Annotated in this window: 20 protein-coding genes and 1 rRNA gene; 8 read left to right on the top strand and 13 right to left on the bottom strand. The window is 63.4% G+C overall.

Features of this window, described 5'->3' with window-relative positions; genetic code table 11:
• Positions 1–9: 9 nt before the first annotated feature.
• On the bottom strand, positions 10–1,137 hold the full coding sequence (locus tag INT12_RS24835) for a muconate cycloisomerase family protein (RefSeq protein WP_193040562.1): 1,128 nt from the start codon (positions 1,135–1,137) through the stop codon (positions 10–12).
• A gap of 114 nt (positions 1,138–1,251) precedes the next feature.
• Between INT12_RS24835 and INT12_RS24840 the strand changes: the two genes are divergently transcribed.
• On the top strand, positions 1,252–2,127 hold the full coding sequence (locus INT12_RS24840) for a LysR family transcriptional regulator (RefSeq protein WP_046488219.1): 876 nt from the start codon (positions 1,252–1,254) through the stop codon (positions 2,125–2,127).
• Between the two features lie 133 nt (positions 2,128–2,260).
• Here INT12_RS24840 and INT12_RS24845 read toward each other — a convergent pair whose 3' ends face one another.
• Positions 2,261–3,253 (bottom strand): AraC family transcriptional regulator, encoded by a 993-nt coding sequence (locus INT12_RS24845; RefSeq protein ID WP_193040541.1) that lies wholly within the window; start codon positions 3,251–3,253, stop codon positions 2,261–2,263.
• A 312-nt stretch (positions 3,254–3,565) separates the two neighbouring features.
• On the opposite strand from INT12_RS24845, the gene antA reads away from it, so the two are divergent.
• The 4 genes from antA to INT12_RS24865 all read left to right on the top strand — a co-directional run bounded on the left by antA (position 3,566) and on the right by INT12_RS24865 (position 8,083).
• Positions 3,566–4,957 (top strand): anthranilate 1,2-dioxygenase large subunit, encoded by a 1,392-nt coding sequence (antA, locus tag INT12_RS24850; protein ID WP_046382073.1) that lies wholly within the window; start codon positions 3,566–3,568, stop codon positions 4,955–4,957.
• A complete protein-coding gene (gene antB / locus INT12_RS24855) occupies positions 4,957–5,448 on the top strand; it encodes an anthranilate 1,2-dioxygenase small subunit (protein WP_017849473.1) in 492 nt (163 codons plus the stop codon). The genes antA and antB overlap by 1 nt, the downstream gene beginning before the upstream one ends.
• A gap of 150 nt (positions 5,449–5,598) precedes the next feature.
• Positions 5,599–6,606 (top strand): anthranilate 1,2-dioxygenase electron transfer component AntC, encoded by a 1,008-nt coding sequence (antC, locus tag INT12_RS24860; protein WP_193040540.1) that lies wholly within the window; start codon positions 5,599–5,601, stop codon positions 6,604–6,606.
• A 73-nt stretch (positions 6,607–6,679) separates the two neighbouring features.
• Positions 6,680–8,083 (top strand): amino acid permease, encoded by a 1,404-nt coding sequence (locus tag INT12_RS24865; protein WP_017849476.1) that lies wholly within the window; start codon positions 6,680–6,682, stop codon positions 8,081–8,083.
• A 143-nt stretch (positions 8,084–8,226) separates the two neighbouring features.
• Here INT12_RS24865 and kynA read toward each other — a convergent pair whose 3' ends face one another.
• Both kynA and kynB read right to left on the bottom strand, forming a co-directional pair.
• Entirely contained in the window at positions 8,227–9,099 is an 873-nt protein-coding gene (kynA, locus tag INT12_RS24870) for a tryptophan 2,3-dioxygenase (RefSeq protein WP_169884502.1), read from the bottom strand.
• On the bottom strand, positions 9,096–9,746 hold the full coding sequence (gene kynB / locus INT12_RS24875) for an arylformamidase (protein ID WP_193059060.1): 651 nt from the start codon (positions 9,744–9,746) through the stop codon (positions 9,096–9,098). Before kynB ends, kynA begins: the two co-directional genes overlap by 4 nt.
• Before the next feature lie 384 nt (positions 9,747–10,130).
• On the opposite strand from kynB, the gene INT12_RS24880 reads away from it, so the two are divergent.
• Positions 10,131–10,475 (top strand): cupin domain-containing protein, encoded by a 345-nt coding sequence (locus tag INT12_RS24880; RefSeq protein ID WP_010566207.1) that lies wholly within the window; start codon positions 10,131–10,133, stop codon positions 10,473–10,475.
• A 50-nt stretch (positions 10,476–10,525) separates the two neighbouring features.
• Here INT12_RS24880 and mmsB read toward each other — a convergent pair whose 3' ends face one another.
• Entirely contained in the window at positions 10,526–11,413 is an 888-nt protein-coding gene (mmsB, locus tag INT12_RS24885) for a 3-hydroxyisobutyrate dehydrogenase (RefSeq protein ID WP_046488230.1), read from the bottom strand.
• Positions 11,414–11,428: 15 nt separating this feature from the next.
• Positions 11,429–12,946 carry a CoA-acylating methylmalonate-semialdehyde dehydrogenase gene (locus tag INT12_RS24890; protein WP_017849481.1) on the bottom strand — a complete coding sequence of 506 codons (1,518 nt, stop codon included), beginning with the start codon at positions 12,944–12,946 and terminating at the stop codon, positions 11,429–11,431.
• Between the two features lie 131 nt (positions 12,947–13,077).
• On the opposite strand from INT12_RS24890, the gene INT12_RS24895 reads away from it, so the two are divergent.
• Together INT12_RS24895 and INT12_RS24900 are read left to right on the top strand one after the other, a co-directional pair.
• Complete coding sequence (locus INT12_RS24895) at positions 13,078–14,025, top strand: LysR family transcriptional regulator (RefSeq protein ID WP_046382067.1); 948 nt, start codon at positions 13,078–13,080, stop codon at positions 14,023–14,025.
• Positions 14,026–14,339: 314 nt separating this feature from the next.
• Complete coding sequence (locus INT12_RS24900; protein ID WP_046382066.1) at positions 14,340–14,630, top strand: DUF3077 domain-containing protein; 291 nt, start codon at positions 14,340–14,342, stop codon at positions 14,628–14,630.
• A gap of 143 nt (positions 14,631–14,773) precedes the next feature.
• Here INT12_RS24900 and INT12_RS24905 read toward each other — a convergent pair whose 3' ends face one another.
• The 7 genes from INT12_RS24905 to rrf all read right to left on the bottom strand — a co-directional run.
• Positions 14,774–15,265: an OmpA family protein gene (locus tag INT12_RS24905; protein WP_046488232.1), complete on the bottom strand. Its 492-nt coding sequence runs from the start codon at positions 15,263–15,265 to the stop codon at positions 14,774–14,776.
• Positions 15,266–15,269: 4 nt separating this feature from the next.
• On the bottom strand, positions 15,270–16,532 hold the full coding sequence (locus tag INT12_RS24910; RefSeq protein ID WP_046382064.1) for a diguanylate cyclase domain-containing protein: 1,263 nt from the start codon (positions 16,530–16,532) through the stop codon (positions 15,270–15,272).
• On the bottom strand, positions 16,529–17,104 hold the full coding sequence (locus tag INT12_RS24915) for a YfiR family protein (protein ID WP_046382063.1): 576 nt from the start codon (positions 17,102–17,104) through the stop codon (positions 16,529–16,531). The genes INT12_RS24910 and INT12_RS24915 overlap by 4 nt, the downstream gene beginning before the upstream one ends.
• Positions 17,105–17,247: 143 nt before the next feature.
• Complete coding sequence (recD, locus tag INT12_RS24920; RefSeq protein WP_193040538.1) at positions 17,248–19,317, bottom strand: exodeoxyribonuclease V subunit alpha; 2,070 nt, start codon at positions 19,315–19,317, stop codon at positions 17,248–17,250.
• Positions 19,314–22,988 carry an exodeoxyribonuclease V subunit beta gene (gene recB, locus INT12_RS24925; protein WP_193040537.1) on the bottom strand — a complete coding sequence of 1,225 codons (3,675 nt, stop codon included), beginning with the start codon at positions 22,986–22,988 and terminating at the stop codon, positions 19,314–19,316. Before recB ends, recD begins: the two co-directional genes overlap by 4 nt.
• A complete protein-coding gene (gene recC, locus INT12_RS24930) occupies positions 22,985–26,437 on the bottom strand; it encodes an exodeoxyribonuclease V subunit gamma (protein WP_193059061.1) in 3,453 nt (1,150 codons plus the stop codon). The genes recB and recC overlap by 4 nt, the downstream gene beginning before the upstream one ends.
• Positions 26,438–26,573: 136 nt before the next feature.
• Positions 26,574–26,674, bottom strand: a 5S ribosomal RNA gene (rrf, locus tag INT12_RS24935); the annotation flags it as partial.

A 26,674-nucleotide genomic window follows, 5' to 3' on the forward strand; every position in this document is an offset into this window, starting at 1 on the left:
AGGCGCCTCTTAGTGGTTGTCACGACGGAAGAACGCCAGGCGCTCTTCATCGATGGCCAGGCCCAGGCCCGGTGCGGTGCTGACATGCAGCTGGAAATCGCGGTACACCAGCGGCTCGGTGAGGATGTCTTCGGTGAGCAGCAGTGGGCCGAACAGCTCGGTGCCCCACGCCAGTGTGTCCAGGGTGAGAAACGCATGGGCCGAGGCCAGGGTGCCGAGGCCGCCTTCGAGCATGGTGCCGCCGTACAGGCCGATCCCGGCCGCTTCGGCAATCGCGGCCGTGCGCAACACCGCGCGCGGGCCGCCGTTCTTGGCGATCTTGAGGGCGAACACCGAAGCCGCGCCTTCGCGGGCCAGGTTGAAGGCGTCCTCGACACATTCGATGGATTCGTCGGCCATGATCGGCGCCGGGCTCGACAGCTGAAGCCGGGCCATGCCAGCGCGGTTGTTGCGCGAGATCGGCTGTTCGATCAGGTCGATAGCGTTGTCGCCGAGCACCTTGCAGGCGCGCAGGGCGACGGCTTCATCCCAGGCCTGGTTGACATCGACGCGCACACTGGCGCGCTCGCCCAGGGCTTTTTTGATCGCGATCACATGGGCCAGGTCGGCACTGACCTCACCGGCGCCGATCTTCAATTTGAAGACGCGGTGACGGCGCAGGTCGAGCATCTTCTCGGCTTCGGCAATGTCCTGCTCGGTGTTGCCGCTGGCCAGGGTCCAGGCCACCGGCAACGCATCGCGCACACGGCCGCCGAGCAGTTCGCTGACCGGCAGGTGCAGGCGTTTGCCCAGCGCATCGAGCAAGGCGCTTTCGACGGCGGACTTGGCGAAGGTGTTGCCGCGAATGCTGCGCGCCAGGCGCAACATGGCGGCATTGATGTTGTTCGCGTCCTGGCCGATCAGCAGCGGGGCGAAGTGGCGGTCGATGTTGATCTTGATGCTGTCGGGGCTTTCGTTGCCGTAGCTCAGGCCGCCGATGGTGGTGGCTTCGCCGAGGCCTTCGACGCCGTCGGCGCAACGCAGGCGGACGATCACCAGGGTCTGGTTCTGCATCGTGTGCATCGCCAGCTTGTGCGGGCGGATAGTGGGGAGGTCGACGATGATGGTTTCGATCGACTCGATGGCACAAATCGGCATGGCTATACCCGTTGGGTTCTTTATAGATTTGAGCCGATTCTGTGCCGCATTTTTCGTGGCTTCCAATATAGAATTGGTCTCGCACAATACCTTCAAGGTATCAAAGGAGCTGTCATGGAACTGCGACATCTGCGCTATTTCCAGGTGCTGGGCGAAACCCTCAACTTCACCCGCGCCGCCGAACGCCTGCACATCGCCCAGCCGCCGTTGAGCCGGCAGATCCAGCAATTGGAGGATGAATTGGGCGTGATACTGCTCGAGCGCGGCCGACCGCTGCGGCTGACCGAGGCCGGACGGTTTTTCTATGAACACGCCACTGTGCTGCTGGAGCAGTTGGGCAAGGTCTGCGACACCACCCGGCGTATCGGCCAGGGCGAGAAGACCTGGCTGGGCATCGGCTTTGCGCCGTCGACCTTGTATGGCGTGCTGCCCGAGCTGATTCGGCGGCTGCGCAACCACGACGCGCTGGAACTGGAACTGGGGCTGTCGGAAATGACCACCTTGCAGCAGGTCGAAGCGCTCAAGGCCGGGCGGATCGACGTGGGCTTCGGGCGGATTCGCATCGATGACCCGGCCATCGTCCAGCGGGTGCTGGTCGAGGACCGCCTGGTTGCGGTGTTGCCCGCCGGCCACGCCTTGCTGGGCGCGCCCGCCACCCTCGCCCAATTGGCCGCCGAGCCGTTTGTGCTGTACCCCGGCAACCCGCGGCCCAGTTATGCCGACCATGTGATCGCGCTGTTCGACGCCCATGGTTTGAGCCTCAAGGTGGCGCAGTGGACCAACGAGTTGCAGACCGCCATCGGCCTGGTCGGCGCGGGCATGGGCGTGACGCTGGTGCCGGCGTCGGTGCAGGTGCTGCATCGCGCGGACATCGCCTACACGCCGGTGGTGGAAGCCACCGCGACCTCGCCGATTATTCTCAGCCGGCGGGTGAATGATCAGTCGCCGGGGCTGAATCATTGTTTGCAGTTGGTTGAAGAACTGATCTGAAATCTCCCAGGCACTGCAAATCTAATGTAGGAGGGGGCTTGCCCCCGATGGCGGTGTGTCAGTCAGTATATGTGTTGGCTGTCACACCGCTATCGGGGGCAAGCCCCCTCCTACATTTGATCTGCGGTGTTTTTTAGACAGTGCGCAGGCGCTTGCGCTGCAGGGTTTGGCTCGGTGACTCATCGAACAGCTTGCGATACTCCGCCGAGAACCGCCCCAGGTGGGTGAAGCCCCAGCCCAGAGCAATCTCGGAGATGGTGCGAGTGGAGCCGTGTTCGAGGATCTCCTGGCGCACCGCCCCCAGCCGATACTTTTTCAGGTAAGCCATCGGCGACAGCGCGAAGTATTTGCGAAACGCATCGAACAGCTTGAACCGCGAGACCCCGGCGGCGGCTTCCAGGTCTTCCAGATGCACCGCTTCGCGGGCGTTGTCGTGAATGTGCTGGCGGGCGCGGATCAAGTAGTGCGGCAGCTTCACGCCAAGTACGTCGCGCAGTTCCTCTGAGTAATTATTCGGCTGGGCAAGGATCAGGCCCTTGATCAACGAGCTTTCCAGGTCGCGGGTAAACGCCGCCTGCTCGTACAACTCGCTGCTGCGCGCAAGCTCTGCGATGAAGTAACGCGCCATGCGCCACCACGAGGCCGGGGCGCCGTCCACCGCGTCCATCACCGGTTCGAAACGCAGCGGCGCCTCGATCGGCCGTTGCAGCAACCCTTCCAGCGACTCGCTCATCGCCGCCCGCGTAATCACCACCTGCAACTTGCGGCAATCGCCGGAAATCGCCAGCACCTGGTGCTCGTTGGGCGAGATGATCACGCCTTGATCGCGGTTGGAACTCAGGCGCTCGCCGTTCTTGCTCAACTCCTGCTCGCCTACCAGAGGCAGGCTCAGGCTGTAGCTGCTGAAGTGTTCGGCGTCCTCGATGTCGATGGTCACGTCGGTGCCGTATTCGATCACGCCCAGGGTGGTGGCGCGGGACTTGAACACGTTGGCGCTGTGATGGAAACGCAGGCGCTCGGGCGTGGCCGTCGCCAGGCGGTGCGGCCCGCAGATGCCGGACATCCAGCTGCAGGCGCCCTCCAGGTCGAAGCGTTGGATACGGATATCGCGTGTCTGGCTATTCATCAGGCTGCACCCACGGCGGTTAGGCGGTTGCGCGCTCTGGCGGCGCGTCGTGACAAATCGACAGCAAGTTCTGCGCCACGGCGGCAGTCTCGCTGCTGGGTGGATAACAACGCTCGACTATGTGGATAAACCACCGACTTCTGCGCGCACCGCCCTGCATGACAGTAGCGCATTGCGTCACCGCCCTGCACCGGCGTGGGTATTTCATGCCCAACTATCCGGCCCGCCTTCGCCCATTAAGCGGATAGCCCGCCGTCTCGGCGCAGTCGCTTAATGGCTGACCCGTTCAGCCATTATCAAAAGGTGCGTCCCATGAGTGGTGCAAGAAGCGTCGAGCAATGGAAAAGCTTCATCGACAGCTGCCTGGATTTCCGCCCCGCCGATGAAGTGTTCCGCATCGCCCGCGACATGTTCACCGAGCCGCAACTGTTCGACCTGGAGATGGAACTGATCTTCGAGAAGAACTGGATCTACGCCTGCCACGAAAGCGAACTGGCGAATAACCACGATTTCGTGACGATGCGCGCCGGGCGCCAGCCGATGATCATCACCCGCGACGGCGACGGCCAGCTCAACGCGCTGGTCAACGCCTGCCAACATCGCGGCACCACCCTCACCCGCGTCGGCAAGGGCAACCAGTCGACCTTCACCTGCCCGTTCCACGCCTGGTGCTACAAGAGCGATGGCCGGCTGGTGAAGGTCAAGGCCCCGGGGGAATACCCGGAAGGTTTCGACAAGGCCACGCGCGGCCTGAAAAAGGCGCGCATCGACAGCTACAAAGGCTTTGTGTTCATCAGCCTGGACGTGAACGGCACCGACAGCCTGGAAGACTTCCTCGGCGACGCCAAAGTGTTTTTCGACATGATGGTCGCCCAGTCCGCCACCGGTGAGCTGGAGGTGCTGCCGGGCAAGTCCGCCTACACCTACGACGGTAACTGGAAGCTGCAGAACGAAAACGGCCTGGACGGTTATCACGTCAGCACTGTCCACTACAACTACGTGGCCACGGTGCAGCACCGCCAGCAGGTCAATACCGCGAACGGCACCGCGGCCGGCACGACGCTGGACTACAGCAAACTCGGCGCCGGCGACGCGAATACCGACGACGGCTGGTTCGCCTTCAACAATGGCCACAGCCTGTTGTTCAGCGACATGCCCAACCCCACGGTACGCTCCGGCTACGCAACCATCATGCCGCGCCTGGTGGCAGAACACGGCCAGCCAAAAGCCGAGTGGATGATGCATCGCCTGCGCAACCTGAACATCTACCCGAGCCTGTTCTTCCTCGACCAGATCAGCTCGCAGTTGCGCATCATCCGCCCGTTGGCGTGGAACAAGACCGAGATCATCAGCCAGTGCCTGGGGGTGAAGCACGAGTCCGACGCCGACCGGGAAAACCGCATCCGCCAATTCGAGGACTTCTTCAACGTCTCGGGCATGGGTACGCCGGACGATCTGGTGGAGTTTCGCGAGGCCCAGCGCGGTTTCCAGGGCCGCCTGGAGCGCTGGAGCGATATCTCACGCGGCAGCCACCGCTGGGCCACCGGGCCGACGCCGAACAGCGAAGCCCTCGGCATCCAGCCCGCCATGACCGGCACCGAATTCACCCACGAAGGCTTGTACGTCAACCAGCACCGCAACTGGCAGCAGTTCCTGCTCAACGGCCTCGACCAACGCGCGCTGAAGCTGCGGGAGGTGGAATGATGAATGCGCCATTGCAGTACCGGATCGAGCAATTTTTCTATCGCAAATCCGAGCTGTGCGACGCCCAGGACTGGGACGCCTACGTGCAGCTGTTCGACCCGCAGAGCGAATTCCACCTGCCGCAATGGGACTCCGAACACGTCTACACCCGCGACCCCAAGCGCGAAATGTCGCTGATCTATTACGCCAACCGCTCGGGCCTGGAAGACCGCGTGTTCCGCCTGCGCACCGGCAAGGCGGCGTCGGCCACGCCCATGCCGCGCACCTTGCACCTGATCCACAACGTGCGTATCGCCGAGCAGGCGGACGGCACGCTGGAGGTGCGCTTGAACTGGCACACGCTGTTCTATCGCCTGGCCACGTCGGAGCAGTTCTACGGCCACGCGACCTATCGCCTCAAGCCCCATGGCGACAGCTGGCTGATCACCCGCAAGCACGCGTTGTTGCTCAACGACACCATCAACTCGGTGCTGGATTTCTATCACCTGTAACGCTGGCGAACGCCCCTTGTAGGAGCGAGCTTGCTCGCGAAGGACGTCAACGATGACGCGGGCATCCTGAATGTACGCGGCGTCCTTGAGTTTTTCGCGAGCAAGCTCGCTCCTACAAGGGTTCACACATGAACCCACGGAGTACTGGGGATGAATCACAAAGTGGCCTTCAGTTTTGCCGACGGCAAGACGCTGTTTTTCCCGGTGGGCGCGCATGAGATCCTGCTGGATGCGGCCCTGCGCAATGGCATCAAGATTCCGCTGGATTGCCGCGAAGGCGTGTGCGGCACCTGCCAGGGCCGCTGCGAGAGCGGTGAATACAGCCAGGACTATGTGGACGAGGACGCCCTCTCCAGCCGCGACCTGCAACAGCGCAAGATGCTCAGTTGCCAGACCCGGGTGAAGTCGGATGCGACGTTCTACTTCGACTTCGATTCCAGCCTGTGCAACGCACCGGGGCCGGTGCAGGTGCGCGGCACGGTGAGCGAGGTGCGGCAGGTCTCGACCGGCACGGCGATCCTGCAAGTGCAGCTGGACCAGGCGCTGGACTTTCTGCCGGGCCAATACGCCCGCCTGGCGGTTCCGGGCACCGACAGCTGGCGCGCATATTCCTTCGCCAACCGGCCGGGCAATCAGCTGCGGTTTCTGATCCGCCTGCTGCCCGACGGGGTGATGAGCAACTACCTGCGCGAACGTTGCCAGGTCGGCGATCCGCTGCTGATGGAGGCGCCGCTGGGTGCGTTCTACCTGCGCCATGTCAGCCGACCGCTGGTGCTGGTCGCCGGCGGCACCGGGTTGTCGGCGTTGCTGGGCATGCTCGATGAACTGGCGGCCAACGCCTGCGAACGGCCGGTCCACCTGTACTACGGCGTGCGCGGCGCCGAGGACCTGTGCGAAGCGGCGCGCATCGAGGGTTACGCGTCCACCCTCGCGGATTTTCGCTACACCGAAGTACTGAGCGACCCGCCGCCCGCATGGCCCGGCAAGCGTGGCTACCTCACCGAGCATTTCGACCTGGCCGAATGGCGGGACAGTTCGGCCGATATGTACGTGTGCGGGCCTCCTCCGATGGTCGAATCCATCCAACAATGGCTGGTGGATCAGGCACTTGATGGCGTTCAGTTGTATTACGAAAAGTTCACGCAGAGTAATATCTGACCCCTCAGCACTTCTGAGGGGTTGGGCGCGGCGTGCAATCAACCCCAAGAAAAACAAGTAGAAGGGAATGTTAATGGCGGATGACATGGTTAACCCGGTAGGCCTCAAGCGTGGCCTGAAGAACCGGCATATTCAGCTGATTGCCTTGGGCGGCGCGATCGGTACGGGGCTGTTCCTCGGCTCGGCCGGCGTGCTCAAGTCGGCGGGGCCGTCGATGATCCTCGGCTACGCGATTGCCGGTTTTATCGCGTTCCTGATCATGCGCCAGCTCGGCGAGATGATCGTCGAAGAGCCGGTGGCCGGTTCGTTCAGCCACTTTGCCCACAAATACTGGGGCGGTTACGCGGGCTTCCTGGCGGGCTGGAACTACTGGGTACTCTACGTGCTGGTGGGCATGGCCGAACTGACGGCCGTGGGCAAGTACATCCAGTTCTGGTGGCCGGAGATTCCGACCTGGGTCAGCGCACTGGTGTTCTTTGTCGCGGTGAACCTGATCAACACCCTGAACGTGAAGTTCTTCGGTGAGACCGAGTTCTGGTTCGCGATCATCAAGGTGGTGGCGATTGTCGGCATGATCGTGCTCGGCTGCTACCTGTTGTTCAGCGGCACCGGCGGCCCGCAAGCGTCGATCAGCAACCTGTGGAGCCACGGCGGTTTCTTCCCCAACGGCGGCATGGGGTTGTTGATGTCCATGGCGTTCATCATGTTCTCGTTCGGTGGCCTGGAGCTGGTGGGCATCACCGCCGCCGAGGCCAGCGAGCCGCGTAAAGTGATCCCGAAAGCGATCAACCAGGTGGTGTACCGCATCCTGATTTTCTACGTCGGCGCGCTGACCGTGCTGCTCTCGCTGTACCCGTGGGATCAACTGCTGCAAACCCTCGGCGCGTCGGGCGATGCCTACAGCGGCAGCCCGTTTGTGCAGATCTTCTCGCTGATCGGTAACGACACCGCCGCGCACATCCTCAACTTCGTGGTGCTGACCGCGGCGCTGTCGGTGTACAACAGCGGCGTGTACTGCAACAGCCGCATGCTGTTCGGCCTGGCCGAGCAAGGCGACGCACCGAAAGCGCTAATGAAACTCAACAAACAAGGCGTGCCGCTGCGGGCCCTGGCGATTTCGGCGCTGGTGACGCTGCTGTGCGTGGTGGTCAACTACGTCGCGCCGCACAGCGCGCTGGAGTTGCTGTTCGCGCTGGTGGTCGCCTCGCTGATGATCAACTGGGCGCTGATCAGCCTGACCCACATCAAGTTCCGCAAGGCCATGGCCGAGCAAGGCGTGGTGCCGTCGTTCAAGACCTTCTGGTTCCCGTTCAGCAACTACCTGTGCCTGGCGTTCATGCTGATGATCATCAGCGTGATGCTGGCGATTCCGGGCGTTCGCGATTCGGTGTATGCGATGCCGGTTTGGGTGGGGGTTATCTACATTGCCTACCGCTTGCGCGTCAAAAACGCGAAAGCGGTAGCCGCCGCGCAGTAATACTCCTGTAGGAGGGAGCTTGCTCCCGATAGCGGTGTGTCAGTCACTGATATGTCTACTGACCCACCGCTATCGGGAGCAAGCTCCCTCCCACATTTGGTTGCATTCCAAATGAAAAGCCCCGGTGATCCGGGGCTTTTTGTTTAGAGCGTGGAACGTACTCGCCACAGCTCGGGGAACAGCACCGTGTCGAGCATCTTGCGCAGGTAACCCACGCCCTCGGTGCCGCCGGTGCCGGGCTGGAAGCCGATGATCCGTTCCACCGTGGTCACATGGCGAAAGCGCCATTGGCGGAAGGAGTCTTCCAGGTCGATAAACTTTTCGGCCAACTGGTACAGGTCCCAATAACGGCTCGGGTCGCGGTAGACCTCGCGCCACGCCGCTTCCACGGAGGCATCGTGAACCGTCGCCGCCGTCGGGTCGCGTTCGGCGCGTTGCGGGTCGATCGTCAGGCCGGCCTTGACCATCAGGTTGATCGCCTCGTCGTACAGCGACGGCGTGGCAATCGCCACCTGCAGTTCTTGCAACAATTGCGGGCGATGGGCGTGAGGCCGCAACAGCGCTGGGCTTTTGTTGCCGAGGATGAATTCGATCTCACGGTACTGGAACGATTGGAACCCGGACGATTGGCCGAGGAACGGGCGAATCGCCTTGTACTCCGACGGGGTCATGGTCGCCAGCACCGCCCAGGCGTGTACCAGTTGATCGAAGATCCGCGAGACCCGCGCCAGCATCTTGAACGCCGGCGGCAACTCGCCCAGGCGCAGGTGTTCGCGGGCGGCCTTGAGCTCGTGGAGCATCAGTTTCATCCACAGCTCGGAGGTCTGGTGCTGGATGATAAAGAGCATCTCGTTGTGGTCCGGCGACAGCGGGTGCTGGGCGCTGAGGACTTTGCCCAGGTCCAGGTAGTCGCCGTAGCTCATGGACTCGGAAAAATTCAACTCGGCGTTATGCCATTCTTCCGGCGGTTGCTGATCGGCATGCTTATAGTCTGGAGAGAAGGGACATTGGCTCATCGTGCGGGCTCCACAAGCGGGCGCAGGATTGCGCGGACAGGGCTGGCATCGAGGTGGGCAAACCGCAGCGGCAGGGCGATCAGTTCATAGTCGCCCTCCGGCACGTCATTGAGCACGATGCCTTCGAGTATCGCCATGCCATGACGGGCCACGGCATTGTGAGATTCCATGGTCTTGGACTGTTGCGGGTCCAGGGACGGCGTGTCGATACCAATCAGGCGCACGCCCAGGCTGGCGAGCAACTCGATGGTCTGCGGGGCGATGGCGGTGAAGTTCGCATCCCATTCGGTCAGCGGCGCCTGTGGATAAGTGCGCAGCAACACACGTTCCGGCAAGTTATCCACACGCCCTTGCAACTGCTGCGGCTGCACCAGCGCGCCGCTGTCCAGGCAATGCAACACACGGCACGGGCCCATGTACACGTCCAGCGACACCTCGCCGATCGGCGCGCCGTCCGCGCTGTAATGCAGCGGCGCATCGACATGGGCGCCGGTGTGCGGCGACAAGGTAACGCGCCCGACATTCACCGGGCACTCCGGGCCGAACTGCCACACGCGCTCTTCCTGGAACGGCGTATCCCCCGGCCAGGTCGGGGTCGCCGTACTCAAGGGCGGGCTGATGTCCCACCACGTTGTTATTGGGTTCATATCAAGGCTCTCGGTCGTGACTGAAGTGAATGATACGAGGGCCAGCCGTGAATTTTCTTGCGAATTCCTGCGACAAGCGGGAAATCTTTCGCACTTAATGCGAGGAAAGGGCTTATCTACGCTCGAAAGTGTCGCCGAGCCACAGTGACGCTGCCACCGAGGGTCAATGTGGGAGGGGGCTTGCCCCCGATAGCAGTGTGTCAGTTGACACATGTGCTAGCTGATCCGCAGCCATCGGGGGCAAGCCCCCTCCCACATGAACTTCGCGGTTCCCGGACAATCGCAGTCCCTGCGCTTCTGGGCATCCCGATGTCGAGTTCAGACCATTGACCCTGCCTGCGACGCTATAGGGTTCGACTCTCGTTCACTTGCCTCGGAGTCATCATGTCCAAGCCCATCACCGTACTGCGCGACACCCACCCCTTGCCGGTCCTGGATGCCTGCAAATGGGAAAAGCTCGAAGGCGACCCGCACACCGTCAACCTCAACGCCTACACCAGCGAAGACGGCAGCAAGATCATGGGCACCTGGATCTGCACACCGGGCAAGTGGTACGTGGAATACGTGAAGTGGGAATACTGCCATTTCCAGGAAGGCTACTGCGTGATCACCCCAGAAGGCCTGGAGCCGATCCATTTGCGCGCGGGGGATATTTTTGTGGTGGAGCCGGGGATGAAGGGGACGTGGGAAGTGGTCGAGACGGTGCGTAAGTATTTTGTGTTTGCCTGAACCGCAATAAATAGTGGCGAGGGAGCAAGCGCCCTCGCCACAGGCGGTATCTATTTGGGCTTGCGGTAGCTGTTGATGATCGCCGAGAAGTCCTTGCCCCCTTCCCCGCGCTGGCTCATCGATTGATACAACTGCTGGGCCACAGCGCCGAGGATCACCGGCTGGTGCGCCTGGCGCGCAGCTTCGGTGGCCAGCCCCAGGTCCTTGAGCATCAGGTCGGCACCGAAACCACCGGTATAACCCCGCGATGACGGCGCGGTTTCGATCACGCCCGGCCACGGGTTGTACGTGTCGGAACTCCAGCAGCGCCCGGTGGAGCTGTTGATGATGCCAGCCAGCACCTGGGTGTCGATGCCCAGCGCATCGCCCAGGGCCATCGCTTCGCTGACGCCGACCATGCTGATGCCCAGCAGCAGGTTGTTGCAGATCTTGGCGATCTGGCCGGTGCCGACGTCGCCGCAACGCACAATGTTGCGGCCCATCTGCGCCAGCACCGGTTGCAGGGTGGCGAACAAGTCCGCGCTGGCGCCGACCATGAAGGTCAGCGTCCCGGCTTGCGCGCCGCCAGTGCCGCCGGAGACCGGTGCATCGGCGACGGCCACGCCTTGCTTGGCTGCCGCCGCCGCGACATCGCGGATGGTCTGCGGGTCGATGGTGCTGCAATCCACCGCCGGCACGCCTTGGCCGATACCGGCCAAAACGCCGTCTTCACCCAGCCAGACACTGCGCACATGGGCAGCGGCCGGCAGCATGGTAATCACCAGCTCGGCACCGGTGGCCGCATCGCGCGGTGAACCGCTGATGCTGCCGCCCAGTTCGGCCAGTTCCTTGAGTACCGTCTGGTTCAGGTCGAACAGGTTCAGCGCGTGGCCGGCCTTGATCAGGTTGCGGGCCATGGGCGCGCCCATGTTGCCCAAGCCGATAAATGCAATCTTCATGCTCGTCTCCCGGAATCAGCGCAGGTTGATGGTGGTGTTGACGCCATCGTTGACCGTGTCGTCATCGAACCAGCGGCTGGTGACGGTTTTGGTCTGAGTGTAGAACTGCACCACTTGCTTGCCATACGGGCCGAGGTCGCCGAGCTTGGAACCGCGCGAACCGGTGAAGCTGAAGAACGGCACCGGCACCGGGATCGGTATGTTGATGCCGACCTGGCCGACGTCGATTTCGCTCTGGAACTTACGCGCCGCCGCCCCGCTCTGGGTGAACAGGCCGGTGCCGTTGCCGAACGGGTTGGCGTTGACCAGCGCGATGGCTTCATCGAGGGTGTCGACTTCCAGTACCACCAGCACCGGGCCGAAGATTTCCTGGGTGTAGATCTGCATGTCGGTGGTCACGCCCGAGAACAGCGTCGGGCCGACGAAGTTGCCTTGCTCGAAGCCCGGCACCTGGACATCACGCCCGTCCAGCTCCAGCTTGGCGCCTTCTTTCACGCCGCTTTCGATCAGTTCCAGGATGCGCGCCTTGGCACGCTTGGAAATCACCGGGCCGACATCCGTACCCGCTTCGCTGCCGGCATTGACCTTGAGCTTCTGCGCCAGCGCCTTCAGATCGGGCAGCCATTGCTTGGAAGCGCCCACCAGCACCACCACCGAAGTGGCCATGCAACGCTGGCCCGCCGCGCCGAAACCGGCACCGACCAGGGCGTTGAGGGTGTGTTCGCGGTTGGCATCCGGCAGCACCACCGCATGGTTCTTGGCGCCCATCATCGATTGCACGCGCTTGCCGTGTTTGCCGGCCAGGTCGTACACATGGGTGCCCACGGCGGTCGAACCGACGAACGACACGGCCTTGATGTCTTTATGCGTGCAGAGCGCATCCACCACGTCCTTGCCGCCGTGTACCACGTTGAGCACGCCGGCCGGCACACCGGCTTCCAGCGCCAGCTCCACCAGCAGCATCGTGGACAGCGGGTCTTGCTCGGAAGGCTTGAGGACGAAGGTGTTACCGCAGGCAATCGCCATCGGGAACATCCACAGCGGAATCATCGCCGGGAAGTTGAACGGAGTAATCCCGGCGCACACGCCGATGGGTTGGCGCAGGGTGTAGGTATCGACACCACCGGCGACGTTTTCAGCGAACTCGCCCATTTGCAGGGTGCCGATGGAGCAGGCGTGCTCCACCACTTCCAGGCCACGGAAGATATCGCCCTCGGCATCGGCAATGGTCTTGCCCTGCTCGGCGCTGAGGACCACGGCGATGCGCTTGGAGTGCTCGCGGATCAAGGCTTGCAGCTTGAGCATGATACGCATGCGTGCGCCGATCGGGGTCAGCTTCCAGGTCTGGAAGGCACGATGGGCGGCGTCGATGGCAGCGTTGACTTCTTCAGCGGTGGCAAACGGGACTTTGGCCAGCACTTGCTGGGTCGCCGGGTTGACGATGTCTTGCCAGTGGGTGGTCTTGGACTCGACCCATTCACCGTTGATCAACAATTTGACCTGTTGCACGGAAATATCGGCAGATGCGTTCATGTGGTCTCCAATTTGTATTTATAGGCAGAGAACCAAGGCGTTGAATCGCCTTGAGGATGAGGCGTTCGGACTGTTTTTGGAGTATAGATGTGCAAACTTCTAATAAGAACGCACATAAAAGCCGGTCCAATATGCAAAAAAACATCACATCACTGGGTTCCCTGAACTGGGACGACCTGAAGTTTTTCCTCGAAGTGGCCCGCACCCGCAAGGCCAGCGTCGCTGCCAAGCGGCTGGCGGTGGACTACACCACCGTGTCGCGGCGCATCAGTTCACTGGAAGTATCACTCGGCACCCTGCTGTTCGAAAAATCCCGGACCAGCGGTTTCGTCCTCACCAACGAAGGCCAGCGCTTGCTCGGCTACGCCGAATCCATCGAAAGCACCTTGCACATGGCCTGCGAACAAGTCTCCGGCTCCGGCGTGGCGCTGTCCGGGCATGTCCGCATGGGCTGCACCGAAGGTTTCGGCAGCTTCTTCGTCACCCCGCAGTTGAGCCACTTCGTCGACACCTACCCGGCGATCTCGGTCGACATCCTGCCCCTGCCCCACTTCATCAGCCTGTCCAAGCGCGAAGCCGACATCGTCATCGCCCTGGAACGCCCGGAACACGGGCCGTATGTGTGCTGCAAACTGTGCGACTACAAGTTGCAGCTGTACGCGACCCAGGACTACCTCGACCAACACCCACCCATCCACCGCCCGACGGATCTGGCCGAGCATCCGTTCATCAGCTACGTCGACGACCTGGCCTTCAGCTCGGAGCTGTTGTACCTGGCCAACGTAGTCCCCGGCGCCAGCGCCAGCCTGCGCAGCACCAGCGTGATCGCGCAGTACGTGGCGGCGCAGCAAGGACGGTCGATGGCGATTCTGCCGTGCTTTTTGGCGGCGCAGGATCCACGGTTATTGCCGGTGCTCGGGGAGCAGATTGCGGTTACGCGGCAGTTTTGGATGTATTGCCGGGAGGACTTGAGGAAGTTGAAACGGATTACGTTGTTGTGGGACTACATCAGGGAAGTGACGGAGCAGAATCGGGGGTTGTTGATGGGGGAGACGCGGGAGATGCGGTTTGCGGATTAAAGGGCCAGCAACGACGATTCGCTTTAAATTGCAGGACGATTCCTAGAGAATCTCCACCCTATTGCGCCTTAGGGTGCGAGTCACTAGCCTCCGTACTTCGCTGAAATCGGCGAACGGGTTTAGCGACCCGAACCCGGACACAGCCCCCAACGGCAGGAGCTTTGTGCTCTTCGTTCTCGTGTTATGGCGGCTGTGCGTGGGAGATCTTCGGGTCTGCCGGGTCCTGGGTCCGGTTCGCTAACCTGCGTACAGCTGCCACCCTTTCATGTTTAGCGACATGAATGGGTGGTTCCTAAAACTCCCAGGTATAGATCATGACCAAAATCGTCCCCGATCCACCGCTTTCTGCCTTCACCACCCTCGGCGTCGTCACCTTCGGCGACTACGGCGAAAACGAAAAACCACTGTTCCGCGTCAACGCGGGCATGCCGCTCGGCGAGGCGCTGGAACACGCCTCTACCCTGCTTTACTACGCCAAGAAACTCGCGATGGAAGCCGCCATGGATGTGCGCGGCGAGCAATACGCCTGGGCGGCGCATTATCTGTGTGAGATGGGCAAGGCGGTGGTGGATGACTTGACGCAGGCGCTGACGCCGAGCGGTTAAGCGAACACGGTATAAATGTGGGAGGGGGCTTGCCCCCGATAGCGGTCGGTCAGACAGATGCATGCTGACTGACACACCGCCATCGGGGGCAAGCCCCCTCCCACATTTGATTGCATTTCATACATTGGAATGGGCGAAGTCGCTTAGTCGGTACTTACCACAATCGACACCCGCCGATTCTCGGTGCGCCCTGCGGCGGTGTCGTTGGCGGCCACCGGCTGGCTGCTGCCCAGGCCGCGCAGTTGGATATTTTCCTCCTTCATCCCCACGCGGGTCAGCACCGTGGCCACGCTTTTGGCGCGGCGCAGGGACAGTTGCTGGTTATAGCTCTCTTTGCCCGAGGCGTCGGTGTGGCCGTCTACCCGCACGCGGTCGATGCCCACGTCCAGCAATGCCTTGCCGATGCGCTCGACGATTTCCGTGCTGGGGGCGTTGAGGCTTTCGACGTCGCTGCCGAACAGCACTTTGCCCGACAAGCCGAACGCCCAGCCGTCGTCGGTCAGTTCGAAGCCTTGTTGCTTGAGGACGGCGACTTGCGCCGGGCTCAGGCCTTTGGGAGGTGGTGTCTGGCAGCCGCTCAGGGCCAGCAGGGCCACGAATAAGGTGATAAACACAACGCGTGCAGTCGAGAACAAGGGATCAACTCCTGTGGTGAACGTTGACGACGGGGAGCTCCGCCTCCGCCGTTTGCTGGCCGCCCAGTGACAACCGTTTGGCCTGGTACATCGCCGCATCGGCGGCGTTGAGCAGGGCGCCGGGGGTGACGCCATGATCGGGGTAGATGGCGATGCCGATACTCAGGGAGGTCAACACGTGGGTGTCGCCCGGCACCGGAATCGGTATGTCCATGCTGGCAATGATCTTGTCGGCGATGCGCTGGGCATCTTCTAGTTTGTGCAGCGGCGAGAGCAGGATGGCGAACTCGTCGCCGCCCAGGCGTGCCACCAGGTCGTCTTCGCGCAATTGCGCGCGCACGCGCGTGGCAACCGCCACCAGCACCGCATCGCCGGCGGCGTGACCGAAGTTGTCGTTGATGTCTTTGAAGCGGTCACTGTCGAGAAACAGCACCGCCACCCGCTCGTTGGCCTTGGCGGCGCTGCGCAGGGCACGGATCAGGCGGCCTTCGAAGAACGCGCGGTTGGGCAGGCCGGTCAGGCTGTCGTGATTGGCCTGGTGGGCAAGGCTTTCGTTTTCGCTTTGCAGGTGGTTTTGCCAGGCTTGCATTTCTTCCAGCAGGGCATTGAAGTCGTTGCCCAGGCTGTCGAGTTCGGCGATTTGTGCCCGTGGCACGCGGCGGTCGAAGTCGCGCTCGATGCGCGCGGCGTGGGCCACCGCCGCGAGGCTATGCAACGGCCCGGTAATCCCCTGCAACAGGCGCCGCGCCAAATGCACGGCGACCCAGGCGCTGAGGACGGTGCAGATCAGAATCCCGGCCAGGCCGCTGAGCAAAAAGCGCAACAGGCTGGCGCCGTGACCGGTCAGGTGAATGCTGCCGATGGTGCGCCCCTGGTGAACGATCGGCTGGCTGATCGGCTGTTCGAGCAGAGAATGGGCCAGTTGCAGCTCGACCCGGGACAACATCCCGGTGTCCGGCCGCAGCCACTGCGCCAGCAGCCGGCCGTTGGCGTCGAAGACTTGGGCCTGGGCTACTTCTTCGGTGGAGGCGATCAGGCTGAGGGCTTCGGTGGCCGCCGCACGGTCGTTGAACACCACCGCCGCTTCCACGGTGTAATTGATGGAGCGTGCGATCAGGTGCAGGTTGTGCTCGGCATACACGCGCAGCGCCAGCACCCCGAGCAAGGTCAAGGACACACTGGCCAGCGTCACCGCCACCAACGCCAGGATCAAGTGCCCGCGGCCGATGACCGAGCGCAGGGTCGGTTGCGCTTTCGTCCATCTCATGACGCAGGCGCTCGACGGCGCGACAGCTGCAACACGCTGGGGTGAATACGCACGCCGCTGCGGGCCACGGAGTCGAGGTTGACCTCGAACGACACCTGCTCATCGCCCACCCGCAGGCAGAACAGACTGCCGACGGTGCATTGGTCGCCGCCTTCGCTGATGCTCAGCACCGGGTGGCCCATCAATGACGCAAACAAGCGGCTGCGCTCATCAGTATTGAGTTCGCCGATGTACACAGCGTCGCAGGCATTGACGATATCGGGGTTGTCGGCCAGCAGGCGCTGCACCACCACCGGGCGACCGGTGGCTTGGGTGGTGCCTTTGACCAGGTCGTCGGTGTATTGGGTCGGCCCGACGACGCACAGGCGCAGTTGCGCCGGTTCCACCGGCCAGCGCGCATAACTGAGGATACCCAGCACCACCTGGGTCACCGCCTGGGCACGGGAGTCGGCCATGCCCACGGGGCTGGCCGTCTGGGCAAAAGCACGCGGCGCGAGCAGGCACAGCACGGCCACCAGTAACATGCGTCTCCAGCTCAAGCGATGCTCTGTGGACGAGACAGCCACGTTCATGCAGCGATTCTCTCAGGTGTCAACGAGGGGTGATGCCGCAACGATAGCACAGCGGCGGAAAGCCCCGCGAGGCTACGCCTCGAAGGGTCCCGCTATTTTTTCAGAAAAATATGACACTCAAATCCGAAATACCAAATGACCGATCAGTCAGGTTTCCCGGGCTCATGCCCCAACTCCAGCATCAACCCGCTCAAGCGCTTGACCTTGCGCCGCACGGCTTCTTCGAACACCCCGCCGCGTGGCTCGATCAGGCTGAACCAGCGCTTGGCGCGGGTGATGCCGGTGTAGATCAGTTCTTTGGTGAGCACCGGGTTCAGCGCGTCCGGCAGGATCAACGCGGTGTGGGTGAACTCGGAGCCCTGGGATTTGTGCACGGTCATGGCGTACACGGTTTCCACATCGTTGAGCCGGCTGGGCAGCACAAAGCGCACGCCGCCCTGGCCGTCGTTACGCGGGAAGGCCACGCGCAACACGTGGGGGCCGCCGGCGCTTTCGGGCAATTTCAGGGCGATGCCGATGTCGCCGTTCATCAGGCCCAGGCCGTAATCGTTGCGGGTCATCAGCACCGGGCGGCCTTCGTACCACTGCTCGTCGCCGTCGATCAGCCGCGCTTTGCGCAAGGCGGCGGTGATGCGCAGGTTCAGCCCTTCCACGCCCCAAGGGCCCTTGCGCACGGCGCAGAGCAGTTGGAAGGCGTCGAAGGCGTGCAGCAGTTGTTGCGCCCAATGGGTCCAGGCGGGGTCATCACGCGGGGTGTCGAGAGACGGGCGCGCGGCGTGCAGCAGGTTCAGGTAGGCACGGTAGCCCTCGGCGCCATCGCCCGGCCCGTCCAGCACCAGGCGTTCCAATGCGTGGTCGTGTTCGCCCTTGAGGCTGACGCAGAACAGGTCGCGGTGGCTGCCCGCGGTCAGTAACCGTCGGGCTTCTTCGGCGTTCTGCTGGTTGACCCAACGCGCCAGTTGGCCGATGCCGCTGCCTTCGCCGAAGCGCCGCGAGTAGCGCAGCATCACCACTTGCTGGGCCAGCGGATGGCTGCCGTCGCGGTCTTCCTGCAGGCCGCTGTTGCCCAGGTCTTCACCGCTGACCGCTTGCAGCCATCGGCGGGTGTCGGCGCTGTACCAGCCGGCCTCGGCGTCGCGGCACAGGTCGCCGAGTACGGCGCCAGCCTCGACCGAGGCGAGTTGGTCCTTGTCGCCCAGCAGCACCAAGCGTGCGTGGGGCGGCAAGGCATCAAGCAGGTTGGCCATCATTTCCAGGTCGATCATCGAGGCTTCATCCACCACCAGCACATCCAGCGGCAATGGATTGCCCAGGTGATGACGGAAGTGGCGGGTGCCCGGGCGGCTGCCGAGCAGGCGGTGGACGGTGGTGACCTGGGTCGGGATTTTTTCCCGCACGTCGTCAGGCACATTCAACGACAGCACTTGCTGGCTGATGGACTCGGTAAGCCGTGCGGCGGCTTTACCGGTGGGCGCCGCCAGACGAATGCGCAACGGGCTGCCGGCTTCCACGGCCGGCGCCTGCAACAGCGCGAGCAAGCGCACCACGGTGGTGGTCTTGCCGGTGCCGGGGCCGCCGGTGACGATACTGAACGCCCCGCGAGTGGCCAGGGCGCAGGCGAGTTTCTGCCAGTCGATCACGCCATCGGGCGGCGCTTGGTCGAACAGGCCGTTCAGGCGCTGGGGCAGATCGGCGGCGAGGCTTTCTGCTGTGGCCAGGCGCAGGCGCAAGGCCGTGTCGATGCGCCGTTCGTAGGTCCAATAGCGGCGCAGGTACAAGCGTTTGCCGGACAGCACCAACGGGCGACTTTGCGCGGCCTCGCTGCCGTCGACGGCCAACGCGACCAAGGGGCTGGCGGCCAGGGCGTGGCACCAATGCGCGCCGTCCAGGCCCGCGAGCAGTTGCGACGGCAGCAGCATGGTGCCGGTTTGCAGGTCGCCTTCCGGCGGCAGGGACAGGGCGAAATCCGGTGCCTTGAGGGTCTCGAACAGGTCCAGGCACACATGGCCGTGGCCCAGTTGATGGCTGGTCAGGGCCGCGGCCAGCAACACCAAGGGGGCGGCCTGCGGGTCGAGTTCGTGCAGAAAGCCGACGAACGCCTTATCCAGCGCGCGCAGCCAGCCACGCTCGACCCAACGTTCGAACAGTTGCACCAGATCGGCGGCGCGGCTGAGGGGCATCAGTGCCTCCAGCGGTAACGGCGACAGGCTCATAGCAACACTCCTTGTTCCCAGGCGGGCTCAGCCTTGGGCGGTAACGATTGGCCTTGGAACATCAGGTCCAGGCTCTCGATCAGCGCCCGTGGCGGCCGCGTGAAGTACGCCCCCTGGCTGGCGGCCCGAGTGCCGCGCAGGAACAGATAGAGCGCGCCGCCGACATGGCGGTCGTAGTCGTAATCCGGCAGGCGCGCCTTGAGTTGGCGATGCAGGGCCAGCAGGTAAAGCACGTATTGCAGGTCGTACCGATGCTCAAGGATCGACTGTTCCATGGCGTCCTGGGTGTAGGCCGAATCATCGGGGCCGAGCCAGTTGGATTTGTAGTCGGCCACGTAGTAACGGCCGTCGTGCTCGAAGGTCAGGTCGATGAAGCCTTTGAACATGCCGTTGAGCAACACCGGTTCCGCTGCGACGCGGGAGACGCCGTTGTGGGTGTACTGGCACACCAGTTTGTCGAGGGCGAGCACGTCGACTTTATGGCTAGCGAACCAGAACTCCATTTCGATCTGGTAGTGCTGCAGGCCGCTGAGCGTGACCTGATCGTTATCCAGCGGCAGCGGTGTTTGCAGCAGATGGCCGAGCCAACCGCTGAGGGTGATGATCCAGCCTTCCCAGTTGCGGCGGTTGCAGCGCGCGCCCACGGCCTTTTCGATAGCCTGCGGGGTCACGTCGAAGCCGTCTTCGCCCGCCCACTCCAGCAGACCATGGAGGAAGGTGCCGGGGTTAGGGCCGCGTGGGAAACGGTGAATATCGCTGCCAGACGCAGCCGCTTCACGCGGTGCGTCAGGGTCGAGGCGTTCGTCGTCGAACAGCTTCTGGGCTTGCGGGCTTTCCGGCGCTTCAAGGTTGGCGGCGCTCATGCTGTCGCCGATGCGCAAGGCGCTGTAGGACGCGATCCACCAGTTTTCCGCGGCCTTGCGTTTGGGCAGCAAGGGCGCGAGCAGCGTGGCTTCGTTACGCGGCGGGTGGAAGACGCTGGCGTGGGCTTCGGGCATCGGCGCGTAATGCACGGCGGCACAGCCTGCCTGCAGGTCCAGCAACCAGCGCGCCAGGCCGGCGGACTCCGCCAACGCGGCGCCGGCACCGAGCAAATAGCCCAGCGCCGACAGGTGCAGCACCGAGCTGCTGTTGTTGCCGCGCTTGAGGTCGGCAATGCCCAGCCAGCACGCATGTTTGGCGCGGGTCAGGGCGACGTAGAACAGACGCAGATCTTCCGCCAGGCGCTCGTCATCGGCCTGGGCGATCAACTCGGTGGTCGGGCGCAGGCTCACCTGCGACTTGCCGTTGGCATCGTGGTAATGCAGCGGCAAGCGGCTGCCATCCACCGGTTTGGCCGAGCAGATGAAGGGCAGGAACACCAGGTCGTATTCCAGGCCCTTGGATTTGTGGATGGTCACCACCTTGACCAGTTGCTCGTCGCTTTCCAGGCGCAGGATCTGTTCTTCACCGGCCTGCCCCGACAGCGCGAGGTGTTCGGCCAGGTGGCGGATCAAGGCCTGTTCGCCGTCCAGTTCGGAGGCCGCCTGTTGCAGCAGTTCGCTGAGGTGCAACAGGTTGGTCAGCACGCGCTCGCCATCGCTGCGGGCGATCAGGGTTTGCGGCAGTTTGAAGTCGTGCAGCAGGCGACGCAGCATCGGCAGCACGCCTTGGCTGCGCCAGATCGCGCGGTAGCCACGGAACTGCATCACGCGGCTTTCCCACGCCAGTTCGTCCTGGTTCAGACGCTCAAGTTCCGGCAGTGACAGGTTCAAGGTGACGCAAGCCAGCGCGGCGCGCAGCGGGCGTTCGACGTCCGGTTCGGCACAGGCCTTGAGCCAGGCCAGCAGGTCGTGCGCCTCTTGGGCGGCGAACACCGAGTCCTTGTCCGACAGGTACACGCTGCGCACGCCACGGGCGGCCAACTCGCCGCGCACGGCTTGGGCTTCCTTGCCGTCGCGCACGAGGATGGCGATGTCCGACGGCAACACGCCATCGAAGCTGCCGTCGGCGTGTAGGAAACCAGCGCGGCCTTGCTGCCCGCCGTTGAGCAATTCGACAATCTGTGTGGCGCAGGCCGCCGCCAGTTGCTGGCGATAAACCGCGTTGGAAATCGGCTGATCGGTGGGCAGGTGCCAGAGGTTCAGCGCGGGCAGCGTCTGACCCTCGACCTGCAGTTGCTCCTTGCGGCCTTGGGACAGCACCGGCTGGAACGGCACCGGGTTTTCGCCACTCGGCTTACGGAACAGAAACGCGCCACGCCCGGTTTCCGCACGCTGGAACACATGGTTGACCGCCTCGACCATCGCGTGGCTGGAGCGGAAGTTGGTGCCCAGGGTGTGATGCCGGCCGGTGGTGGATTGGCGCGCGCGCAGGTAGGTGTAGATGTCGGCGCCACGGAAGGCGTAGATCGCCTGCTTGGGGTCGCCGATCAGGAACAGGCCGCTGTCGAGGTGGTTTTCTTCGATGCGGTAGATGCTGTCGAAGATGCTGTATTGCACCGGGTCGGTGTCCTGGAACTCGTCGATCAGGGCGACCGGGAACTGTTCGCGGATCACGCTGGCCAGACGCTCGCCGCCGTCGGTTTGCAGGGCGGCGTTGAGGCGGATCAGCATGTCGTCGAAGCCCATTTCGGCGCGCCGGCGTTTTTCATCTTCGAAGCGTTTGCCGACCCACGCGGCGGCGTGTTGCAACACAGCGGCGTCGGGGGTGGGCAGCGCATCCAGGCTGGCCTTGAGGCTGGCCATGGCGTCGATGCCCGGGTGGTGCGGCGGCTCGCCCTTCCAGGCTTCGGCCATGCCGTCCGGGGTCAGGCGGGTGAAGCCGGTGCCGATGTCCAGTTGTTCGAGGGATTCGTCCGCGGCCCAGGCGCTGATCTTTTCGAACCAGGGTTCGAAGTAACGCGCTTGCATCTTGCGCCCATCGACGGCTTTGGCGGCGACGGCTTGCAGGCAGATCTCACGCAACTCGTCGGCCCATTGCGGCCACGGCGCCTTGAGGGCGACCAGGGCGGCGCGGCGTTCTTGCAGGCACGCAGTGATCAACTCGGCCGGCTCGCGGCTTTCGCCGCTGGGCCGTTCGCTGCCAAACAGCGCGCGCACCCGTGGCATCAGCGCAGCCGGGCCACCCCAGTTGTTGCGCACCCAGTTGAGCGCATCGTCGTGCATCGGGTAGCAAAACAGCCGCCAGTAGTCGCGCAGCACTTCGCCGAGCAGGTCGCTGTGGTCGGTTTCCAGGGTCTGGGTGAACAGGCTGCCGCTGTCGAAGGCGTGTTCGCGCAGCATGCGCTGGCACCAACTGTGGATGGTAGAAACGGCGGCTTCGTCCATCCATTGCGCGGCGATGTCCAGACGGTTGGCGCAGGCCGGCCATTGCGCAGGCGGGTATTGATCGCGCAGTTCGGCGATCAGGGCGTCGGGCTGTTGGATCTCATCGCGAAAGAACCGCGCGGCTTCGGCCAGGCGGATGCGGATGCGTTCGCGCAGTTCCTTGGTGGCGGCGTCGGTGAAGGTCACCACGAGGATCTGCGGCGGCAGCAGTTCGCGGCCGAAGCCGGCGTCATCGCCACCGTGGCCGAGCACCAGGCGCAGGTACAGGGCGGAAATGGTGAAGGTCTTGCCGGTGCCGGCGCTGGCTTCAATCAGCTGGCTGCCTTTGAGCGGGAAGGCCAGGGCCAAGGGTTTGCTGCTCATGCGCCGGCCTCCTCGCCAGTGAGTGATCGCCAGGCGGCGTTGATCAGGGGCCGGTATAAGGTTTCGCACCAGCCTTCGAATGCTTCGCTGGCCACCAGGGCCGCATAGTCGGGGAATTGCCGGGTCAGCGCGGGGCTTTCGCGGCGCTCGCCATCAGTGTTGATGCCATCACCTTCGTAGGCTTTGCTCGCGGCCGCCGCAGCTTTGGCCGGGTCGGTCTGACCGAGCCAGGCGAACGCGGTTTTAACCGCGACGGGCAGCGGTTTGGCCATGCCGACGTGCCAGGCCAGCAGCAGGTCGCCGAGGATGTCCTGGGCGCTGGAGGGTTCCAACGGGACCAGCAACAAGGTGTCGTCGCTGGCCACCAGCGCGGTACTCAACGGCAGGCCGCAGGCGCAGGCGACCAAGTGGTTGACCCACGGGCGAATCAGCCGATGCCACTTGCGGGTCTTGATCGAGCCGATGCTGTTGGGGATGGTGGTGACGCTCAACAATCCGCCATCACTGCGCCGATGCAGGCCGCTGATCCAGCCTTCGAGCTGAATGCCTTGATGCTCGAAACTGATCGGTTCCGCGCCGGTGTGCGGAGTGGGCCAGAGGGCCAGCAGTTGTTGATAGCGTTGCAGCAGGCCGGGCAAGGGCTCGATCAGTTCGTTGCGCAGACACTCGCCGAAACCAACCATGGGCAGCAGGCCACTGCCTTGCAGGCGACGGGCCTGGGCGGCGAGCGCCTGGTCGACATGATCGGGCTGGCTCAGCGCGGCGTTCAGCAGGCTGTCGCTCAGGCTGTAGCGTTGCAGGGCGTCGAGGACAAAGGGTTCCTCATCGGCCAGCGGCACTTCGGCAGCCTCGAAGAATACTTTCAGACGCTGGCTGAAGAAGTGTTTGACCGGGTTGCGCAAGAAGTCCTGCAACTGGCCGAGGCTCAGGGGTTCTTCCTGTCGATGGGCCGCCAGTTCGGTGTTGTCTGGCGGCGCATCCGTGATTTCGTGCAGCAACTGCCATTCGCGGGCGTAGCTGAACAGCGGGTCACCGGCGTGAAAATAGCGTGCGCTGAAGGGTTGGAGCGGGTGTTCCTGGGTCATCGCGTCAAGCAGCGGTGTGTCGCTTTGGCTTGGCTGCCAGCCGCTGGCGAGATGATCACGCAGTTGGCCGATCAATACCGACGCCGGGCGCTCGCTGTTGTCGCGAATGCTGCGGCCGACCCAGCTGATATAGAGCTGGTCGCGGGCTGACAACAGGGCTTCGAGCAGCAGGTAGCGGTCGTCTTCGCGGCGTGAGCGGTCGCCGGGGCGGTAGTCGCTGCCCATCAGGTCGAAATCCAGCGGTGGTTGGGCGCGTGGGTAGTCGCCGTCATTCATGCCGAGCAGGCAGACCAGCTTGAACGGGATCGCGCGCATCGGCATCAGGGTGCAGAAATGGACAGCTCCGGCGAGGAAGCGCTGGGACAGGCGCCCTTGGTCGAGACCGGCTAGCCATGCCTCGCGGACTACGGTGAGCGGTAACTCGTCCTGCAGGCCGACGGATTCGCAGGTTTCCAGCCAGGTTTCGCGGAGCTGTTCGAGCTGGCCCAACAGGTAGTCGTCGTGTTCGCTGCTGGGCAGGAAAAACAGCTGCATCAAGCGTTGCAGGCGCTCGCCCCATTCTTGTGGAGCCGCAGGTTGCGACAAGGCTTGGTGGGCGTCGCTGAGTGCGTCGAGCAACGCGACCAGCGGGCCGATCAAGGCCGCGTCGAGGCCGCCGATTTCGTCGTAGGGCTCGATGCCGTCACAGGCGACACCCGTGCCCACGGCATAACCGAGCAGCATACGGCGCAAACCAAATCGCCAGCTGTTTTGCTCCAGCTCGTGGGGCAGGCCAAGACCGGCGCGCTGTTCGGCATTGAGGCCCCAGCGGATGCCGGCGCCTTCGATCCAGCGATGCAGCGTCGGCAGGTCGCGCTCCTTGATGGCGAAGCGTTCGCGCAGGGCCGGGACGTCGAGCAGGTCGAGGATTTCACTGACCGGGAAGCGGCTGTCGGGGAGCTTGAGCAGGTGTTCGACAGCGATCAACAGCGGGTCGCGGCCGCGTTGGCCCTGGTCGGTGAGGGTGAAGGGGATGAAGCGCGGGTCATTGCGGTCCAACTGGCCGAACACCGCGCGAATGTGCGGCGCGTAACTGTCGACGTCGGGGACCATGACGATGATGTCGCGGGGACGCAACGCCGGATCGGCGCTGAAGCGTTGGAGCAATTGGTCGTGGAGGATTTCCACTTCGCGTTGGGCGCTGTGGGCGATGTGAAAGCGGATCGAGGTATCGCGCTGCAGATCGACGGCGGGCCAGAGGTCGCGGGTTTCGTTGAGCGGGCGCAGTTCGAGGATATCGTCTTGGAGCTGGTTGAGCAGTGTGGTCGGTTCGCCGTCGCTGAACAGGTCGATGCGGCCGTCGCGGAAGGCAGCGCGGTAGCTGTTGGGATCGTCGTAGCTGTCGAGCAGGCTGATGTAGTCGCGACCTTGTTTGCCCCAGGCGGCGAGCAACGGGTGAGCATGCTGGTGCAGGGTTTGCGGGTCGATGGTGACCGGCATGCCGGCTTTGCGTGCCTGGCGTTTGTATTCGTTACGCAGCAAGTCCTTGTCGGCCACGATGTCGGACCAGTGGTGGCGACAGGGGTTGTGGACGCAGAGCAGGACCTGACTGAAGCGCGCCAGGCCGGCGAGCGCTTCGAGTGCTTGGGCGGGCAATGAGGAAATGCCGAAAACAATCACTCGGGAAGGCAGCCCTGGCGGCGCTTGCTCAAGGCTATTGATCCGTTCGATAAAGCGCTGATGCACACCGGCACGGCTTTGCGCCATGCCGGCTTCGCCCACATCCAGCAGTAGGGCGCGCCATAACTCGGCTTGCCAGCAGTTGGCGGGGTCGAGGGGTTTGGATTCGCCGCGGCCGTTACGCAGTTGATGGCGGCCGGCGGCCCAATCTTCCAGCCAGTCGGCGCGGTAGACCTGGTATTGGTCGAACAGGTCGGCCAATCGCTCGGCGAGTTGGTAGCGTTTGCGCAGGTCGGAGTCGTCCGTGAGGAAGCGCTGCAGCGGCTCGAAGTGCGGTTGATTGATCAGCTCGGGGAGCAGGCGCATCAGGCGCCAGGTCAGCGGGGCTTTATCGAGCAGGGATTTGGGCGGGATCTCGTCGCGCCCCAGGACCATGCGATAGAGCTGCCACATGAAGCTGCCGGGCAGTTGCACGTCGATCGCCGCAGCAATGCCGCAGCCGCCCATGTCGTCATCGTCCGGATCTTCGGCCAGGGCCAGCTTGAGCCATTGGGCGATGCCGTTGCTCTGGACCAGGGCGATTTCATTTTCCAGAGGGGCCAGGGGATAACGGCGCATCCAACTGACCACTAGGCTGCGCAGTTCGTCCAGGCGGTTACCGTGAACCACCATGAATCCTGCGCTGAGAGGCATCGCATCCGGCATAACGGCTTCCTTGGCAAAAGCAAAATCGAGGCATGGACTTTAGCACTGAAGGCCGTCCGATGAGCCACTTGACCCTTTCCAACCGCCCAAAACAAAACCCCTGTCTGCGTAAGCAAACAGGGGTTCTGGAATTTAATCTTGACGATGACCTACTCTCACATGGGGAAACCCCACACTACCATCGGCGATGCATCGTTTCACTGCTGAGTTCGGGATGGGATCAGGTGGTTCCAATGC

It is taken from the genome of Pseudomonas sp. K8 (assembly GCF_014889455.1).
Classification (GTDB): Bacteria; Pseudomonadota; Gammaproteobacteria; order Pseudomonadales; family Pseudomonadaceae; genus Aquipseudomonas; species Aquipseudomonas veronii.